Below are 17,731 nucleotides of genomic sequence, written 5' to 3'. Positions count from 1 at the left end.
GAGGATGTTATGGAAAAAATTACTTTGACCGTGCCAGCCAGCCGCGCGTTAAGCGGCAGGGCGCTGGCAGGGGTTGTCGGCTCCGGTGATATGGAGGTGTTATTCACCGCCGAACCGGGCGAGACCTTAACCATTGATATCACCACCTCCGTAGACAACAGCCGTGGTCGCTGGGAGGCACTCTTCAACCGCCTGGAAACCGTCAGCAGCCTGCCCGCAGGCAAACTGACCATCCACGACTTCGGCGCAACGCCGGGCGTGGCGCGCATTCGTATCGAACAGGTTTTTGAGGGGGTGAATCATGCGTGATGACAGCAGCTTTATTGAACTGAAAGCCCGCCAGCGTGCGCAGGCGCTGCTGGACGACGGCAGCTACCGCGAACTGCTGGATCCGTTTGAAGAGATTGTCTCCCCGTGGCTTGGGCCGCAGGGCATCGTTCCTCAGGCCGACGACGGCATGGTGGTCGCCAAAGGCACCATCAACGGTCAGCCTGCGGTAGTGGTAGCCATCGAAGGCGCGTTCCAGGGCGGCAGCATGGGCGAAGTGTCCGGCGCCAAAATGGCGGCGGCGCTGGAGCTGGCGGCTGAAGACAACCGCAACGGTATTCCAACGCAGGCGGTGCTGTGCCTCGAAACCGGCGGCGTGCGTTTGCAGGAGGCCAACCTCGGGCTGGCGGCGATTGCCGATATCCACGCGGCGATTGTTGACCTGCGTCGTTACACCCCGGTGGTCGGGATTGTGGCGGGCACCGTGGGCTGCTTCGGCGGTATGTCTATCGCGGCGGCGCTCTGTAGCTATCTGATTGTGACCCGCGAAGCGCGTCTGGGTCTGAACGGCCCGCAGGTTATCGAGCAGGAAGCGGGGATTGAAGAGTACGACTCCCGCGACCGTCCGTTTATCTGGAGCATGACCGGCGGCGAAGTGCGCTATGAAAGCGGGCTGGTGGATGCGCTGGTGGGCGACGGCGTTCACGCGGTGAAATCGGCGATGAACGAGGCGATTGCCAAAGGCGTTCCGGCGAAACATCGCACCGATAACTACGACGATTACCTGAACCGTCTGACCAATTTCGACACCCGCAAGCAGGCCGATGCCGAACAGATTAAAGCGCTTTTTGCCCGGGAGGTGAAATGATGAGTAATTCAATAAGCCGTGGCGAACTCTGGCTCGAAACCCTCGCCCCGAACGCCAAACGTCTGGAGGGGTTATGCCCGTCCGTGCAGGCGGCAGACGGTGAGCTCAACGGTGAAGCGGTGCGATTTGTCGCCGTGGTGCCGGATGCCAACAACCACTTCCCGCGCGCGGCGCAGGGTGAAGTGGGTCTGCTGGAAGGCTGGACGCTGGCAAAAGTGGTTAGCGAAACCGTGGCTGCCGATGCGGACAAAGCCGTGAAGCGCCCGATTGTGGCGGTGATTGACGTTCCAAGCCAGGCCTACGGTCGTCGTGAAGAGGCGTTCGGTATTCACCAGGCGCTGGCCGGTGCGGCGGCAGCCTATGCCAACGCGCGTCTGGCGGGCCATCCGGTGATTGGTCTTATCGTTGGTAAAGCGATGTCCGGCGCGTTTCTGGCGCACGGCTACCAGGCTAACCGCCTGATCGCCTTCAACGACCAGGGCGTGATGATCCACGCGATGGGCAAAGAGTCCGCCGCGCGTATCACCCTGCGTACCGTTGACGCGCTGGAAAAACTGGCGGCGACCATTCCGCCAATGGCCTACGACATCAGCAACTACGCCACGCTGGGGCTGCTCTCCGACCTGCTGAACATCAGCAACCCGGATGCCCCATCAACCGCCGACCTGGCGCAGGTGACTGCCACTCTGCAACGGGCCATCAGCGATGCGCGCCAGGATGCCACCCTGAAAAACCGTCTGGGTGCCGACAACCGCCGCAGCTCAGCCCTCGTACGCGAACGTATGCGAGCAAGCTGGTAAGAAAACATAAGACCTGCCAGAAGATGTACACCCCGCGGGCGCGCACGCTGCGTCCGCGAGGGGCGATGCATCCTGAAAAATTATAAACATCGCGCCAGTGCTTAAACTTTTTTACTACAGGTGAATTTATGACTTACGTAATTGTTCATGCTCTTGCTCCGATTTTCGTCATCATGCTGCTGGGATTTTGGGCCGGTAAAGCAAAGATGGTTGATAACAAAAATGTCTCCCTGCTCAATATCTTCGTAATGGACTTTGCGCTTCCGGCTGCGCTGTTTAGCGCCACCGTGCAAACGCCCTGGACCGGTATCGTGGCGCAGTTGCCGCTGATCCTGGTGCTGACCCTGGCGATGTGGATCACCTATGCGGCCATCTACTTCCTCGCCACTAAAGTCTTTAAAAAATCTCCGCAGGATGCGGCCGTGCTGACGCTCACCGTCGCCCTGCCAAACTATGCGGCGCTCGGCCTGCCGATTCTGGGCAGCGTGCTGGGTGAAGGCCCGTCTACCTCACTGTCCGTGGCGGTCTCTATCGCCTGTGGTTCAGTGCTGATGACCCCGTTCTGCCTGCTGATCCTGGAGCGCGAAAAAGCGCGCGCCGACGGCAACAACACCGGCTCTACGCTCTCTATGCTGCCGGTGCTGATGTGGCGTTCTATTAAGAAACCGATCGTGATGGGCCCGCTGCTGGGTGTGATTTTGTCCGCTATCGGCATCAAAATGCCGGAACTGGTACTGGCGTCTATTAAACCGCTGGGGCTGGCTGCGACCGCGGCAGCGCTGTTCCTGACCGGGGTGATCCTCTCTGCCCGTAAGCTGCAAATCAACACTATGGTTATCACGTCGACCATTGCCAAACTGCTGATCCAGCCTGCGATTGCCTGGGGTATCGTTTTGATCTTCGGTCTGCACGGCTCCGTGGCGATCACCGCTATCCTGATGATTGCGCTCTCTGCGGGCTTCTTCGGCGTGGTGTTCGGTAACCGCTTTGGCGTGCAGTCGCCGGATGCTGAAGCCGTGCTGCTGTTAAGCTCCGTACTGTGTATCCTGTCGCTGCCGCTGTTTATCTCGCTGACTTCAGGAATGTAATTATGACCACAACGTTACGCCCCCACGACCTAATCTGGCTGACCGCGCGCGATGCGCTGGAAGGGATAACCGAATCCTGGGTCGATGCCGTCTGGCATAGTGGCCTGCCGGTAGTGGTAAGGCGTGATGTTGATAACGCTGGCCGAATCCCCGTTGGCGTGCGCGGTTTACGCCGCGACCAGCGGGCGGCCGGATGGGTGAAGCCCGAACATGTTGTGCGCGTGGTTTCACCGGAAGATTTGAGCGTCACCGCCGTCCTGCTGCGCTCGCCGTTTGTGACGCAGCCACCGGTGCAGGTGGCGCTTCAGCTTTCTCAGCAGCCCTGGCCGTGGACGTGGGGCATTACCGGCAGCACCGGCTACGCGCTGGCGACCGGGATCCCGGTGATTCACGCCGACAGCGATCTCGACCTGCTGATCCGCGCGCCACTGCCCGTTTCCCCCGACGCCTTCGCTGCGTGGCAGTCTCAGCTGAGCCGCGCCCTGTGCCGTGCCGATACCCAGGTGGATACGCCGGAAGGGGGGTTTGCGCTGGCGGAGTGGCTGCGCGACGGCAAAACGCTGCTGAAAACCCGCCGCGGGCCACGTCTGGTGGCGGATCCGTGGCGCAGGGAGGAGTAATGAAAATACTGTTTACCTTTCCGGGGCAGGGGACGCAGCACGCAGGTATGCTGCAAAATCTGCCGGGGAACGAACTGACCCAGGCGCGCGAGGTGCTGGGCGATGAGGTCGATCGTCTGGATACCGCCGCCGCCTTAACCCACACCCGGGCGGTGCAGCTTTCCCTGCTGATTGCAGGCGTGGCCTGGGCGCGCGAGCTTGAACGCCGCGGCGTGTCGCCGGATATCGTCAGCGGGCTGTCCATCGGTGCGTACCCGGCGGCGGTTGTCGCAGGCGCGCTGGACTTTACGGACGCGTTAAACCTCGTCGCCCTGCGCGGCGATCTGATGGAGCAGGCGTATCCGCACGGCTACGGCCTGACGGCGATTATGGGGTTGACCCTGCCGATGGTGGAACAGCTTATCGACGGCACCGGAACCTACATTGCGAACCTGAATGCCGAAACGCAGATCGTGATTGCCGGATCCGATGACGGCATGGCGGAAGTGGCGAAACGCGCGCTGGCGAAAGGGGCGAGCAAGGCGAAACGGCTGGCGGTCAGCGTGCCGTCGCACTGCGAACTGCTGGCAGAGCCTGCGCAAAAGCTGGTGGCCGCGTTTGAGTCGGTCACGCTTTCGCGACCGCGCCTGGCCTATTTGAGCGGCAGCACCGGGCGCGTGCTCTGGCAGCCGGAAAGAATTGCCGACGATCTGGCGCTGAACATGGCGCGCACCGTGCGCTGGCAGGAGGCGGTGATTTCCGCCAACGAGCGCGAAGCGCGGCTGGCGATAGAGATGCCGCCCGGCGGCGTGCTGACCTGCCTGACGCGTCAGGCCGCGTGGGAAGGGGAGACTATTTCGCTGGAGCGCAGCGGCGTGGACGTGGCGGTGCATTTAGCACGTCGACTTCGTGCGTGAGTTTTTTGCCGGGTGGCGGCTTCGCCTTACCCGGCCTACGGGTTCGGTTGTCTTGTTTTGTATCACGCACCTTCTCGCCTTACCCGGATTACGGCCAACGTGTAGGCCGGGTAAGACGCAACGCGTCGCCACCCGGCACGGCATTACGCACCTTCCTGCAAACTGCGCGCATACATCCGCCCCTCGGCGGCTAACGCCCGCAGGCTCGGATCCTGCTCGCGGTTGCGGGCAAACACAATCGCGATAAGCTGCTGCATCTGATACGGCTGCGCCAGCTTTAACAACTGCACCGAATTCTCATACACCTTCTTCATCCTGCCCGGCATCAGCGTATACCCCACGCCCGCCTGCACCAGGCTCAGCATCGAGAAAATATCGTTTACGCGGGTGACGATCTCCGGCTCGAATCCGGCGATATGAAACGCCTCCTGGAACCCGGCGTAGGTGGCAAACCCCTCCGCCAGCGCGACAAACTTCTGATGCTTATAATCGCGCAGATCCGCCGGGCCGGAAGTATCCAGCGTGGCAGAGGCGGGGGCGGCAAGGAAAATATCGTCGTGGAACAGCGGCAGCACTTCCAGGCTGTTGCGGTCGATATCGCTCTCGGAAATGGAAATCAGGATCGCATCCAGCGAGCCTTCGTCCAGCATGTGTAGCAGGGTGTCGTTTGAGCCCATCGTCAGATCCATCTCCAGATCCGGACGACGCAGCTTCATGCCCATAATCAGGCGCGGCACCGTTTCCAGGGTCAGGGAATAGAGCGTGCCGACGCGCAGACGGCCCTGGCCGATCCCGGCGATTTTGCGCGACTCTTCCAGCCCGCGCTCCATCACCTGCATCACCTCCTGGCAATACTCCAGCAGCGTCCAGGCGGAGGGGAGCGCAATCAGGTTGCGCCCTTTATGGGTAAACAGCGGGCAGCGCACGTTCTCTTCCAGCGTATGCAGCGCGCGGTGAACGCTCACGCCGCTCAGGCCCAGCGCTTCGGCGGTGCGGGCGATATTGCCCTTCTCCATAAACGTCATGAAGATGCTGAGCTTGCGAAACGTAATCTCGCTCGTGATATCGAAACCCATAACCCTCCCGGTGGTTTAGTCGGCCTGAAGCATCGCTTCCAGCTGCTCCTGCGCGTCCAGCCACGCCATTTCGCACTCTTCCAGGCTTGATTTTGTTTTGGCCTGCGTTTGCAGGCAGTCAGTCAGCTCAGCCTTGCGGCTCTGATCGTACAAATCGCTGTCGCCGAGCTTCTCTTCAACGGTCGCCAGCGTCGCGTTAAGTTTTTCCATCTCTTTTTCAAGGCGGGCGATCTCTTTACGCAGCGGCTGCGTCTGGGTGCGCAGCTCGGCTTCACGACGCTTCTGATCTTTACGCGACTGCGCGCTGTTGGCGTTCTCTTTCGCCGACTCTTCCGGCTGGTTTTCCTGCTTTTGTACGTCCGTCAGCCACTGCTGGTAATCTTCCAGATCGCCGTCGAACGGCTCCACTTTACCGCCGTGTACCAGATAAAGATCGTCGGTGGTGGAGCGGATCAGGTGGCGATCGTGCGAGACCACCACCAGCGCGCCTTCGAACTCAATCAGCGCTTCGGTCAGCGCCTGACGCATGTCGAGATCCAGGTGGTTGGTCGGTTCATCGAGCAGCAGCAGGTTCGGGCGCTGCCAGACGATCAGCGCCAGCACCAGACGGGCCTTTTCGCCGCCGGAGAAGCGCTCGGTGTTTTCCGTCACCTTGTCGCCCTGGAAACCAAAGCCGCCGAGATAGTCGCGCAGCTTCTGCTCCATCTCCTGCGGGGCCAGGCGCGCCAGATGCTGAATAGGGGATTCATCCGCGCGTAAAAATTCCAGCTGATGCTGGGCGAAGTAGCCAAGCTTAATGCCCTTCGCCAGCCCGATTTCGCCGCTAACCGGGTTAAGCTCGCCCGCCAGCAGCTTGATCAGCGTGGATTTACCGGCACCGTTACGCCCGAGCAGGCCGATACGTGAACCTGGCACCAGGTTGAGTTTAATCGAGTCGAGAATAGTGCGATCGCCATACCCGGCGCTGACCTTTTCCATCTTCAGCAGCGGGTTCGGCAGGCTCTCCGGCGCGCGGAAGCTAAAGTGGAACGGGTTATCCACGTGCGCCGGGGCAATCATCTCCATGCGCTCCAGCATTTTGATGCGGCTCTGGGCCTGCTTGGCCTTCGAGGCTTTCGCCTTGAAGCGGTCGACGAAGCTTTGCAGATGCGCCACGCGCTGCTGCTGGCTTTCATACATCGACTGCTGCTGGGCCAGACGCGTCGCGCGCTGGCGCTCGAAGGAGCTGTAGTTGCCGGTGTATTCGAACATCGTCTGCTGTTCGATATGAATGATTTTATCCACCACCGGATCGAGGAAGTCGCGGTCGTGGGAGATCAAAATCAGCGTACCCTGATAGCTTTTCAGCCACTTTTCCAGCCAGATCACCGCATCGAGATCGAGGTGGTTGGTCGGTTCATCAAGGAGCAGTAAATCGGAGCGGCAGATCAGCGCCTGCGCCAGGTTGAGGCGCATACGCCAGCCGCCGGAGAAGTCGCTGACCGGGCGTTCGAGCTGTTCGTTGCTGAAGCCCAGACCGTGCAGCAGGCTGGAGGCGCGGGAGCGGATGGTCCAGGCGTCGATGGCGTCGAGCTTGCCGTGAACGGTGGCGATGGCGTTACCGTCGTTGCGCTCGTTGGCGTCGTTCAGCTCACGCTCCAGCTTGCGGTATTCGCGGTCGCCGTCAATCACATAGTCGAGCGCGGGTTCGCTCAGGGCGGGCGTTTCCTGGTTCACCCAGGCGAGCTGCCAGTTACCGGGGAAGGTAAAGTTGCCGCCGTCGGCGCTAATCTCGTTTTTCAGCAGCGCGAGCAGGGTGGATTTACCACAGCCGTTTTTGCCGACCAGACCGACTTTCTGGCCTGGATTGATGGTGGCCGTTGCGTTGTCCAGCAGGACGCGCACGCCGCGACGAATTTGTAACGAGGAGAAAACAATCATAGAAGCGCCGTATGTTCCGACTATGTTAATTTGTCATTATGATAATGTAAGGTGCGGGCCGTTTTCCGTACCGGGCCGCCATGGTAGCCCAAAACCGCAATCAGACACAAAAACAGAAACCGTACCGGGAGGGAATTGATGTCTCAGACAGCAAAGGTGCTGCTGCTGTATGCCCATCCGGAATCTCAGGACTCGGTGGCGAACCGGGTGCTGCTTAAGCCGGCAACACAGCTCAGCAACGTGACGGTGCACGATCTCTACGCGCACTATCCTGATTTCTTTATTGATATTCCTTACGAGCAGGAGCTGCTGCGTCAGCATGACGTGATTGTGTTCCAGCATCCTCTGTATACCTATAGCTGCCCGGCGCTGCTCAAAGAGTGGCTGGACCGCGTCCTGAGCCGGGGGTTCTCCAGCGGGGTGGGGGGCAACGAGCTGGCGGGAAAGTACTGGCGTAGCGTCATTACCACCGGCGAGCCGGAAAGCGCCTACCGCTACGATGGCCTGAACCGCTATCCGATGAGCGATATTCTGCGCCCTTTTGAACTCACCGCCGCCATGTGCCACATGCACTGGATGAGCCCGATTATTGTCTACTGGGCGCGCCGCCAGGAACCCCGCGAGCTGGCGAGTCACGCCAAAGCCTACGGCGACTGGCTGGCCTCGCCGATCCCGGCGGGAGGCCGCTAATGGAAGGATCGAATTTACTGCTGGCCGGGGTGCTGTTTTTATTCGCGGCGGTTGTCGCGGTGCCGCTGGCCGCGCGTCTTGGTATTGGCGCGGTGCTGGGCTATCTGCTGGCGGGGATCGCCATCGGGCCGTGGGGCTTAGGCTTTATCAGCGATGTGGACGAAATCCTCCACTTCTCCGAGCTGGGCGTAGTGTTCCTGATGTTTATCATCGGCCTAGAGCTGAACCCGTCCAAGCTGTGGCAGCTGCGCCGCTCTATTTTTGGCGTCGGGACGGCGCAGGTGCTGTTTAGCGCCACCCTTCTCGGCGGGCTGTTGATGCTCACCGACTTCGCCTGGCAGGCGGCGGTGATTGGCGGGATTGGTCTTGCGATGTCGTCGACGGCGATGGCGCTCCAGCTGATGCGCGATAAAGGCATGAACCGCAACGAGGCCGGGCAGCTGGGCTTTTCGGTGCTGCTTTTCCAGGATCTGGCGGTGATCCCCGCGCTCGCGCTGGTGCCGCTGTTGGCCGGGTCGGGCGATGACCATTTCGACTGGGTGAAGATAAGCATGAAGGTGCTGGCCTTTGCCGGGATGTTGATCGGCGGGCGTTTCCTGCTGCGCCCGGTGTTCCGCTTTATTGCGGCCTCCGGCGTGCGCGAGGTCTTTACCGCCGCAACGCTGCTGCTGGTGCTCGGCTCCGCGCTGTTTATGGATGCGCTGGGGCTGTCGATGGCGCTCGGCACCTTTATCGCTGGGGTGCTGCTTGCCGAGAGCGAGTACCGTCACGAGCTGGAAATTGCCATCGATCCTTTTAAAGGGCTGCTGCTGGGGCTGTTCTTTATCTCCGTGGGGATGGCGCTGAATCTTGGCGTGCTCTATACCCATCTGCTGTGGGTGATTGTCAGCGTGGCGGTGCTGGTGTCGGTGAAAACGCTGGTGCTGTACGGGCTGGCGCGCATTTACGGGCTGCGCAGCTCGGAGCGAATGCAGTTCGCCAGCGTGCTCAGCCAGGGAGGGGAGTTCGCCTTTGTGCTCTTCTCCACGGCATCGTCGCAAAAATTGTTTAAAGATGACCAGATGGCGCTGCTGCTGGTGACGGTCACCCTGTCGATGATGACCACGCCGCTGCTGATGAAGCTGGTGGATAAGGTTCTTTCGCGGCGCCTGAACCCGGCGGACGATGAAGACGAAGCGCCGTGGGTCGAAGACGACAAACCGCAGGTGATCGTGGTGGGGTTCGGGCGCTTTGGTCAGGTTATCGGACGCCTGCTGATGGCCAACAAAATGCGCATTACGGTGCTGGAGCGTGATATCAGCGCGGTGAACCTGATGCGTAAATATGGCTATAAGGTCTATTACGGCGATGCTACGCAGCTGGAGCTGCTGCGCTCGGCGGGGGCTGAAGACGCCGACTCGATCGTCATCACCTGTAACGATCCGGAAGACACCATGAAGCTGGTGGAGCTGTGCCAGCAGCACTTCCCGCATTTACATATTCTGGCGCGCGCCCGGGGGCGCGTAGAGGCGCACGAGCTGCTCCAGGCGGGGGTGAAAAACTTCACCCGTGAGACCTTCTCGTCGGCGCTGGAGCTGGGGCGTAAGGCGCTTATTTCGCTCGGGATGCATCCGCACCAGGCGCACCGCGCCCAGATGCACTTCCGCAGGCTGGATATGCGCATGTTGCGCGAGCTCATGCCTGTTCATACCGATACGGTGCAGATTTCCCGCGTGCGGGAAGCGCGACGGGAGCTGGAAGAGATCTTCCAGAGAGAGATGCAGCAGGAAAGACGCCAGCTCGACGGCTGGGATGAATTTGAATAAAGGGTAACTATCATGGCGGTACGTAAACGCTTTATCGCGGGGGCAAAATGCCCGAGCTGTCAGGCGCAAGACACGCTGGCAATGTGGCGTGAGAATAATGTTGATGTTGTAGAGTGTGTTAAGTGCGGTCACCAGATGCGTGAGGCCGATAAAGAGGCCCGCGAGCACGTTCGCAAAGAAGAGAAAGTGATCGGCATTTTTCATCCGGACTAGCGATATGCCCTGAGTTTTTTTAAGCTAAAGGGTACACGGGTGCAGATTTTCGCTACAATCTGCGCCAGCAATTTTCCCACGCTCAGGAGATATCATGAAAGTAGCAAAAGACCTGGTGGTCAGCCTGGCCTATCAGGTACGTACAGAAGACGGTGTGTTGGTTGATGAGTCTCCGGTGAGTGCGCCGCTGGACTATCTGCATGGTCACGGCTCCCTGATTTCCGGCCTGGAAAGCGCGCTGGAAGGTCACGACGTTGGCGATAAATTCGACGTTGCTGTAGGCGCGAACGACGCTTACGGTCAGTATGACGACAACCTGGTGCAGCGCGTTCCTAAAGACGTGTTCATGGGCGTTGACGAACTGCAAGTGGGTATGCGTTTCCTGGCTGAAACTGACCAGGGTCCGGTTCCTGTTGAAATCACTGAAGTTGAAGACGACCACGTTGTGGTTGACGGCAACCACATGCTGGCTGGCCAGAACCTGAAGTTCAACGTAGAAGTTGTTGCTATCCGCGAAGCGACCGAAGAAGAGCTGGCCCACGGCCACGTTCACGGTGCGCACGGTCACGACCACGATCACGATCATGGCCATGACGGCTGCTGCGGTGGTCACGGCCACGATCACGACCATGGTCACGACCACGGTAAAGGTGGTTGCGGCGGTAACGGCGGCTGCGGCTGCCACTAATACCCTCGTATCATCGGGCACAAAAAAAGCGGGATAATCCCGCTTTTTTTTCGCCTCAATAATGGGGCGGGGGTGTCTCTTCCGACTGGGAAGCAATATGTGACGACTGGGTTGCTTTCACTTTTTCGGTTAACAGGCGCATCAGATCCCGCAGTTTCGCCATTTCAAGCTCGTGGGCGGTCACGGTCTGATTCAGCTCTTCGATGGTGATGTCCTGAAACGCCAGGCGGCTTTCCAGCTCTTCCAGTCTCGCTTCCAGCATTGGGTCCGTCATGATCCACCTCGTTTATTTCTCGGTCGCCACTCTGGGCGGGGCGGCGAATTTTAACTGAGTTTATGCCTGAGTGCAGTATTCATCCCAGGAGTAAGAAACTTATTTAAACAAAAATAGTCTGAAAAGTGGTGAGAATAGGGAGAGTCCGTCTGTAGATTTCTTCCGCAACGATTTATAGTACGCTACTCATTTACGTTTAACGCTGGGGTGAGAGTCCCCAGGCCCTGGAGATATGGATGAAATCACTGTTTAAAGCAACGCTGCTCGCAACCACCATGGCGGTTGCACTGCACGCACCGCTGACTTTCGCTGCTGATACCGCTGCGAAGCCTGCTGCTGCGGCAGACAGCAAAGCGGCGTTCAAAAATGACGACCAGAAATCCGCCTACGCACTTGGCGCATCTCTGGGTCGTTACATGGAAAACTCTCTGAAAGAGCAGGAAAAACTGGGCATCAAACTGGATAAAGCTCAGCTGATCGCCGGTGTTCAGGACGCGTTTGCAGACAAGAGCAAACTGTCTGATCAGGAAATCGAACAGACTCTGCAAGCCTTTGAAGCGCGCGTGAAAGGCGCAGCGCAGACCAAAATGGAAGCAGACGCAAAAGATAACGAAGCGAAAGGCAAAGCCTACCGCGACAAATTTGCTAAAGAGAAAGGTGTGAAAACCTCTTCTACCGGCCTGGTCTACAAAGTAGAGAAAGAAGGTACCGGCGACGCGCCTAAAGACAGCGATACCGTTGTGGTGAACTACAAAGGTACGCTGATCGACGGTAAAGAGTTCGACAACTCCTACACCCGTGGTGAGCCTCTCTCCTTCCGTCTGGACGGTGTTATCCCTGGCTGGACTGAAGGCCTGAAGAACATCAAGAAAGGCGGTAAAATCCAGCTGGTTATCCCACCGGATCTGGCTTACGGCAAAACCGGCGTTCCGGGTATCCCTGCGAACTCTACCCTGGTCTTCGACGTAGAGCTGCTGGATATCAAACCAGCACCGAAAGCGGATGCGAAACCAGAAGCGCCAGCTGACGCGAAAGCCGCGGCAGACGCCAAGAAGTAATCGAATGAAAACCGCCGCCTTTAAGGCGGCGGTTTTTTTTATTGTGGGGCAGGTATAATTAACACTGGAAAGCGTTATACACGCTGTATTAATTTAGTTGTCCGTGTAAATACTGAGCCTGCCCTGAGAACCTAACGACAGGCTCCTGAAAAGGAGTGTTTTTTTCATGTCCAGGTCGCTTTTAACCAACGAAACCAGTGAGCTTGATTTACTGGATCAACGTCCTTTCGATCAGACCGACTTCGATATTCTGAAATCCTACGAAGCGGTGGTGGACGGGTTAGCGATGCTCATTGGGTCCCACTGCGAAATCGTATTGCACTCCCTGCAAGATCTGAAATGTTCCGCCATCCGCATTGCCAATGGTGAACATACCGGCCGTAAAATTGGCTCCCCGATTACCGACCTTGCGCTGCGTATGCTGCACGACATGACCGGCGCCGACAGCAGTGTCTCCAAATGCTATTTTACGCGAGCGAAAAGCGGCGTGCTGATGAAGTCAGAAACCATCGCTATTCGTAACCGCGACCATCGGGTAATTGGACTGCTGTGCATCAACATGAACCTTGATGTGCCCTTCTCGCAAATCATGAGCACCTTTATTCCGCCAGAAACCCCGGACGTTGGCTCCTCCGTCAACTTTGCATCTTCCGTCGAAGATCTCGTGACGCAGACTCTCGAATTTACGATCGAAGAGGTCAATGCCGATCGCAACGTATCTAACAACGCCAAGAATCGTCAGATCGTGCTGAACCTCTACGAGAAAGGGATTTTCGACATCAAAGACGCCATTAACCAGGTGGCGGATCGTCTGAACATCTCCAAACACACCGTCTACCTCTATATCCGCCAGTTCAAAAGCGGTGATTTCCTGGGACAAGACAAGTAATGCGTTTTGCCTTAATGGTGACAGGCCCGGCCTACGGCACCCAGCAGGCCAGCAGCGCGCTGCAATTTGCCCGGGCGCTGCTGGAGGCGGGACACGAGCTGATAAGCGTCTTCTTCTACCGGGAAGGGGTCTACAACGCCAATCAATTTACCTCGCCCGCATCGGATGAGTTTGACCTCGTCCGCGCGTGGCAAGCGCTGCACGAAGAGCAGGGCGTTGAGCTGCATATCTGCGTGGCGGCGGCACTGCGTCGCGGCGTGGCAGATGCCACCGAAGCCGCCCGTCTGGGGCTGCCTGCGGCCAACCTCCAGCCCGGTTTCTCTCTGAGCGGTTTAGGCGCCCTGGCTCAGGCCGCGCTAACCTGCGATAGAATGGTACAGTTTTGATGAATCGCGTGGCATTTGTCTTCTCTTCTGCGCCGCACGGCAGCGCGTCCGGCCGTGAAGGGCTGGATGCGCTGTTGGCAACATCCGCATTAACCGAAGATATCGGCGTGTTCTTCTTGGGCGATGGGGTGTTCCAGATCCTGGCCGGGCAGCAGCCTCAGGCCGTGCTGGCGCGGGATTACATCGCGACCTTTAAGGTGCTTCCGCTCTACGATATTGAGACTTTCTACGTCTGCGCCGACTCGCTGGCCGCGCGCGGGCTGACTGAACGCTCTACCTTTGTGCTCGACGTGATGACGCTCCCGGCAGACGCCGTGCGCGAAAAGCTCGCTCACTACGACACCATTCTGACTTTTTGAGGCCGCCATGCTCCATACCTTGAGCCACTCGCCTTGGCAGTGCGACATTGATGCGTTGCTCAGAATGCTGCGCGAAGGCGATGCTCTGCTACTGATCCAGGACGGGGTGCTTGCCGCAATAGAAGGCAGTCGCTTCGTTGAAATTCTCAACAACGCCCCCATCTCTGTCTACGCGCTGAAAGATGATCTGGATGCGCGAGGGCTTATCGGTCAAATTTCAACCAAAATTGACGTGGTTGGCTATACTGATTTCGTCAATCTTACTGTGACGCACACCGGTCAAATGAACTGGTGATTTGAGATCGCTGTATATTTCTTGACACCTTTTCGACGTAGCCCTAAAATTTCGCGTCCTCATATTGTATGAGGTCGTTTTATTACGTGTTTACGAAGCAAAAGCTAAAACCAGGAGCTATTTAATGGCAACAGTTAACCAGCTGGTACGCAAACCACGCGCACGCAAAGTTGCAAAGAGCAACGTGCCTGCGCTGGAAGCCTGCCCGCAGAAACGTGGCGTATGTACTCGTGTATATACCACCACTCCTAAAAAACCAAACTCCGCACTGCGTAAAGTATGCCGTGTGCGTTTGACTAACGGTTTCGAAGTGACTTCCTACATCGGTGGTGAAGGTCACAACTTACAGGAACACTCCGTGATCCTGATCCGTGGCGGTCGTGTTAAAGACCTTCCGGGTGTTCGTTACCACACCGTTCGTGGTGCGCTCGACTGCTCCGGCGTTAAAGACCGTAAGCAAGCTCGCTCCAAGTACGGCGTGAAGCGTCCTAAGGCTTAATGGTTCTCCGTTAAGTAAGGCCAAACTGATTTATCTTAATGTCACACTAAACTCTTTGAGTTTTGGACAATCCTGAATTAACAACGGAGTATTCCCATGCCACGTCGTCGCGTCATTGGTCAGCGTAAAATCCTTCCAGATCCGAAATTCGGATCAGAGCTGCTGGCAAAATTTGTAAATATCCTGATGGTAGATGGTAAGAAATCTACCGCAGAAGCAATCGTATACAGCGCGCTTGAGACCCTGGCTCAGCGTTCTGGTAAAAATGAACTGGAAGCTTTCGAAGTCGCTCTCGACAACGTTCGCCCAACCGTAGAAGTTAAGTCCCGCCGCGTTGGTGGTTCTACTTATCAGGTTCCAGTTGAAGTTCGTCCGGTTCGTCGTAATGCCCTGGCAATGCGTTGGATCGTTGAAGCTGCTCGTAAACGCGGTGATAAATCCATGGCTCTGCGTCTGGCGAACGAACTTTCTGACGCTGCGGACAACAAAGGTACCGCAGTTAAGAAACGTGAAGACGTTCACCGTATGGCAGAAGCCAACAAGGCGTTCGCACACTACCGTTGGTAATCCCTTCGGAGTCATAGTCACCAGACGGGCGCTTCAAAGTAAGCTGCCCGCTCTGGGTTACTTAACTGAACGCCAAAGAAATAAACGAGGAATCAAATGGCTCGTACAACACCCATCGCACGCTATCGTAACATCGGTATCAGTGCGCACATCGACGCCGGTAAAACCACTACTACCGAACGTATTCTGTTCTACACCGGTGTAAACCACAAAATCGGTGAAGTTCATGACGGCGCAGCCACCATGGACTGGATGGAACAGGAGCAGGAGCGTGGTATTACTATCACCTCCGCAGCGACTACTGCATTCTGGTCAGGTATGGCTAAGCAGTACGAACCGCATCGCGTAAACATCATCGACACCCCGGGCCACGTTGACTTCACCATCGAAGTAGAACGTTCCATGCGTGTTCTTGACGGCGCGGTAATGGTTTATTGCGCAGTTGGTGGTGTTCAGCCACAGTCTGAAACCGTATGGCGTCAGGCTAACAAATATAAAGTTCCACGCATCGCGTTCGTTAACAAAATGGACCGTATGGGTGCTAACTTCCTGAAAGTTGTTGGTCAGATCAAATCCCGTCTGGGCGCGAACCCTGTTCCGCTTCAGCTGGCAATTGGTGCTGAAGAAGGCTTCACCGGCGTTATCGACCTGGTGAAAATGAAAGCCATCAACTGGAACGAAGAAGACGCAGGCGTTACCTTCACTTATGAAGATATCCCAGCAGATATGCAGGACCTGGCTGACGAATGGCACCAGAACCTGATCGAATCTGCGGCGGAAGCTTCAGAAGAGCTGATGGAAAAATACCTGGGTGGTGACGAACTGACTGAAGAAGAGATCAAGAAAGCTCTGCGTCAGCGTGTTCTGAACAACGAAATCATCCTGGTAACCTGTGGTTCTGCGTTCAAGAACAAAGGTGTTCAGGCGATGCTGGATGCGGTAGTTGACTACCTGCCATCCCCAGTTGACGTTCCGGCGATCAACGGCATCCTGGACGACGGTAAAGACACCCCGGCTGAGCGTCACGCAAGTGATGACGAGCCGTTCTCTTCACTGGCGTTCAAAATCGCTACCGACCCATTCGTGGGTAACCTGACCTTCTTCCGCGTGTATTCTGGTGTGGTTAACTCTGGTGACACCATCCTGAACTCCGTGAAATCTGCACGTGAACGTTTCGGTCGTATCGTACAGATGCACGCGAACAAACGTGAAGAGATCAAAGAAGTTCGTGCAGGCGATATCGCAGCAGCAATCGGTCTGAAAGACGTGACCACTGGTGACACCCTGTGTGACCCGGATCACCCGATCATTCTGGAACGTATGGAATTCCCTGAGCCGGTAATCTCCATCGCTGTTGAGCCAAAAACCAAAGCTGACCAGGAAAAAATGGGTCTGGCTCTGGGCCGTCTGGCTAAAGAAGACCCGTCATTCCGCGTATGGACTGACGAAGAATCTAACCAGACCATCATCGCTGGTATGGGTGAGCTGCACCTCGACATCATCGTTGACCGTATGAAGCGTGAATTCAACGTTGAAGCTAACGTGGGTAAACCTCAGGTTGCTTACCGCGAAGCGATTCGCGCGAAAGTTACCGATGTTGAAGGTAAACACGCTAAGCAGTCTGGTGGTCGCGGTCAGTACGGTCACGTTGTGATCGACATGTACCCACTGGAGCCGGGCTCTAACCCTAAAGGTTACGAGTTCATCAACGACATCAAAGGTGGTGTAATTCCTGGCGAATACATCCCAGCCGTTGATAAAGGCATCCAGGAGCAGCTGAAGTCTGGCCCTCTGGCTGGCTACCCTGTTGTTGACATGGGTATCCGTCTGCACTTCGGTTCTTACCACGACGTTGACTCCTCTGAGCTGGCGTTTAAACTGGCTGCGTCTATCGCCTTTAAAGAAGGCTTTAAGAAAGCAAAACCAGTTCTGCTTGAGCCGATCATGAAGGTTGAAGTAGAAACTCCTGAAGAGAACACCGGTGACGTTATCGGTGACTTGAGCCGTCGTCGCGGTATGCTGCGTGGTCAGGAATCTGAAGTAACTGGCGTTAAGATCCACGCTGAAGTTCCACTGTCCGAAATGTTCGGCTATGCAACTCAGCTGCGTTCTCTGACCAAAGGTCGTGCATCATACACCATGGAATTCCTGAAGTATGATGATGCGCCGAACAACGTTGCTCAGGCCGTTATTGAAGCCCGTGGTAAGTAATCCACAGGATTAAAACCTAAGTCCCGTGCTCTCTCCGAAGGGGAGAGCACTATAGTAAGGAATATAGCCGTGTCTAAAGAAAAATTTGAACGTACAAAACCGCACGTCAACGTTGGTACTATCGGCCACGTTGACCACGGTAAAACTACCCTGACTGCTGCAATCACTACCGTTCTGGCTAAAACCTACGGCGGTGCTGCTCGTGCTTTCGACCAGATCGATAACGCACCAGAAGAAAAAGCTCGTGGTATCACCATCAACA

General features: G+C 57.0%; 22 protein-coding genes. 19 read left to right on the top strand and 3 right to left on the bottom strand.

All coding sequences use genetic code 11. The features are described from left to right. Nucleotides 1-9: 9 nt before the first annotated feature. From mdcC to mdcH, 6 genes are all read left to right on the top strand, one after another. Nucleotides 10-309 (top strand): malonate decarboxylase acyl carrier protein, encoded by a 300-nt coding sequence (gene mdcC / locus ACSVHP_RS19900; RefSeq protein WP_447552800.1) that lies wholly within the window; start codon nt 10-12, stop codon nt 307-309. Then, on the top strand, nt 302-1,135 hold the full coding sequence (locus tag ACSVHP_RS19895) for a biotin-independent malonate decarboxylase subunit beta (protein WP_447552799.1): 834 nt from the start codon (nt 302-304) through the stop codon (nt 1,133-1,135). Before mdcC ends, ACSVHP_RS19895 begins: the two co-directional genes overlap by 8 nt. Then, nucleotides 1,135-1,935 (top strand): biotin-independent malonate decarboxylase subunit gamma, encoded by an 801-nt coding sequence (gene mdcE, locus ACSVHP_RS19890; RefSeq protein ID WP_234671709.1) that lies wholly within the window; start codon nt 1,135-1,137, stop codon nt 1,933-1,935. Before ACSVHP_RS19895 ends, mdcE begins: the two co-directional genes overlap by 1 nt. A gap of 128 nt (nt 1,936-2,063) precedes the next feature. Then, on the top strand, nt 2,064-3,023 hold the full coding sequence (locus tag ACSVHP_RS19885) for an AEC family transporter (protein WP_447552798.1): 960 nt from the start codon (nt 2,064-2,066) through the stop codon (nt 3,021-3,023). Nucleotides 3,024-3,025: 2 nt separating this feature from the next. Then, nucleotides 3,026-3,643, top strand: coding sequence for a malonate decarboxylase holo-ACP synthase (locus ACSVHP_RS19880; protein WP_447552797.1), 618 nt, complete (start codon nt 3,026-3,028; stop codon nt 3,641-3,643). Further along, complete coding sequence (gene mdcH, locus ACSVHP_RS19875) at nt 3,643-4,539, top strand: malonate decarboxylase subunit epsilon (protein WP_447552796.1); 897 nt, start codon at nt 3,643-3,645, stop codon at nt 4,537-4,539. Before ACSVHP_RS19880 ends, mdcH begins: the two co-directional genes overlap by 1 nt. 143 nt (nt 4,540-4,682) lie before the next feature. Here the strand turns inward: mdcH and ACSVHP_RS19870 are convergent, their stop codons facing one another. Beyond that, nucleotides 4,683-5,615 carry a LysR family transcriptional regulator gene (locus ACSVHP_RS19870; protein WP_234671567.1) on the bottom strand — a complete coding sequence of 311 codons (933 nt, stop codon included), beginning with the start codon at nt 5,613-5,615 and terminating at the stop codon, nt 4,683-4,685. Between the two features lie 15 nt (nt 5,616-5,630). After that, on the bottom strand, nt 5,631-7,535 hold the full coding sequence (locus tag ACSVHP_RS19865; RefSeq protein WP_417313620.1) for an ABC transporter ATP-binding protein: 1,905 nt from the start codon (nt 7,533-7,535) through the stop codon (nt 5,631-5,633). Between the two features lie 138 nt (nt 7,536-7,673). Here ACSVHP_RS19865 and kefG point away from each other — a divergent pair, with 138 nt between their 5' ends. From kefG to slyD, 4 genes are all read left to right on the top strand, one after another. Further along, entirely contained in the window at nt 7,674-8,225 is a 552-nt protein-coding gene (gene kefG / locus ACSVHP_RS19860; RefSeq protein ID WP_447552795.1) for a glutathione-regulated potassium-efflux system ancillary protein KefG, read from the top strand. Then, nucleotides 8,225-10,030 carry a glutathione-regulated potassium-efflux system protein KefB gene (gene kefB, locus ACSVHP_RS19855; protein ID WP_447552794.1) on the top strand — a complete coding sequence of 602 codons (1,806 nt, stop codon included), beginning with the start codon at nt 8,225-8,227 and terminating at the stop codon, nt 10,028-10,030. The genes kefG and kefB overlap by 1 nt, the downstream gene beginning before the upstream one ends. A gap of 12 nt (nt 10,031-10,042) precedes the next feature. Next, the gene (locus ACSVHP_RS19850; protein WP_234671551.1) at nt 10,043-10,243 is read left to right on the top strand and encodes a YheV family putative zinc ribbon protein; all 201 of its coding nucleotides are present in this window, start codon (nt 10,043-10,045) and stop codon (nt 10,241-10,243) included. Between the two features lie 94 nt (nt 10,244-10,337). Then, nucleotides 10,338-10,931 (top strand): peptidylprolyl isomerase, encoded by a 594-nt coding sequence (gene slyD, locus ACSVHP_RS19845; protein WP_234671550.1) that lies wholly within the window; start codon nt 10,338-10,340, stop codon nt 10,929-10,931. Between the two features lie 55 nt (nt 10,932-10,986). Here the strand turns inward: slyD and ACSVHP_RS19840 are convergent, their stop codons facing one another. Beyond that, nucleotides 10,987-11,205, bottom strand: a complete 219-nt coding sequence (locus ACSVHP_RS19840; protein ID WP_234671548.1) for a protein SlyX — start codon at nt 11,203-11,205, stop codon at nt 10,987-10,989. A 236-nt stretch (nt 11,206-11,441) separates the two neighbouring features. Here ACSVHP_RS19840 and fkpA point away from each other — a divergent pair, with 236 nt between their 5' ends. From fkpA to ACSVHP_RS19795, 9 genes are all read left to right on the top strand, one after another. Next, the gene (fkpA, locus tag ACSVHP_RS19835; protein WP_234671546.1) at nt 11,442-12,263 is read left to right on the top strand and encodes an FKBP-type peptidyl-prolyl cis-trans isomerase; all 822 of its coding nucleotides are present in this window, start codon (nt 11,442-11,444) and stop codon (nt 12,261-12,263) included. A 166-nt stretch (nt 12,264-12,429) separates the two neighbouring features. Continuing rightward, nucleotides 12,430-13,152: a helix-turn-helix transcriptional regulator gene (locus ACSVHP_RS19830; RefSeq protein WP_023333674.1), complete on the top strand. Its 723-nt coding sequence runs from the start codon at nt 12,430-12,432 to the stop codon at nt 13,150-13,152. Continuing rightward, nucleotides 13,152-13,538: a sulfurtransferase complex subunit TusD gene (tusD, locus tag ACSVHP_RS19825; protein ID WP_234671543.1), complete on the top strand. Its 387-nt coding sequence runs from the start codon at nt 13,152-13,154 to the stop codon at nt 13,536-13,538. Before ACSVHP_RS19830 ends, tusD begins: the two co-directional genes overlap by 1 nt. Next, nucleotides 13,538-13,897 carry a sulfurtransferase complex subunit TusC gene (tusC, locus tag ACSVHP_RS19820; RefSeq protein WP_447552793.1) on the top strand — a complete coding sequence of 120 codons (360 nt, stop codon included), beginning with the start codon at nt 13,538-13,540 and terminating at the stop codon, nt 13,895-13,897. Before tusD ends, tusC begins: the two co-directional genes overlap by 1 nt. Nucleotides 13,898-13,904: 7 nt before the next feature. After that, on the top strand, nt 13,905-14,192 hold the full coding sequence (gene tusB / locus ACSVHP_RS19815; RefSeq protein WP_234671529.1) for a sulfurtransferase complex subunit TusB: 288 nt from the start codon (nt 13,905-13,907) through the stop codon (nt 14,190-14,192). Between the two features lie 124 nt (nt 14,193-14,316). Next, a complete protein-coding gene (rpsL, locus tag ACSVHP_RS19810; RefSeq protein ID WP_000246815.1) occupies nt 14,317-14,691 on the top strand; it encodes a 30S ribosomal protein S12 in 375 nt (124 codons plus the stop codon). Nucleotides 14,692-14,787: 96 nt separating this feature from the next. Then, nucleotides 14,788-15,258 (top strand): 30S ribosomal protein S7, encoded by a 471-nt coding sequence (gene rpsG / locus ACSVHP_RS19805; protein WP_004106370.1) that lies wholly within the window; start codon nt 14,788-14,790, stop codon nt 15,256-15,258. Between the two features lie 96 nt (nt 15,259-15,354). Continuing rightward, entirely contained in the window at nt 15,355-17,469 is a 2,115-nt protein-coding gene (gene fusA, locus ACSVHP_RS19800) for an elongation factor G (protein ID WP_234671528.1), read from the top strand. Nucleotides 17,470-17,538: 69 nt separating this feature from the next. Further along, the coding region (locus tag ACSVHP_RS19795) for a GTP-binding protein (protein ID WP_001435786.1) at nt 17,539-17,731 on the top strand (193 nt) is incomplete at its 3' end.

Source organism: Enterobacter sp. 186315 (assembly GCF_053290175.1).
This window is presented reverse-complemented; position numbering and strand designations above follow the sequence as displayed.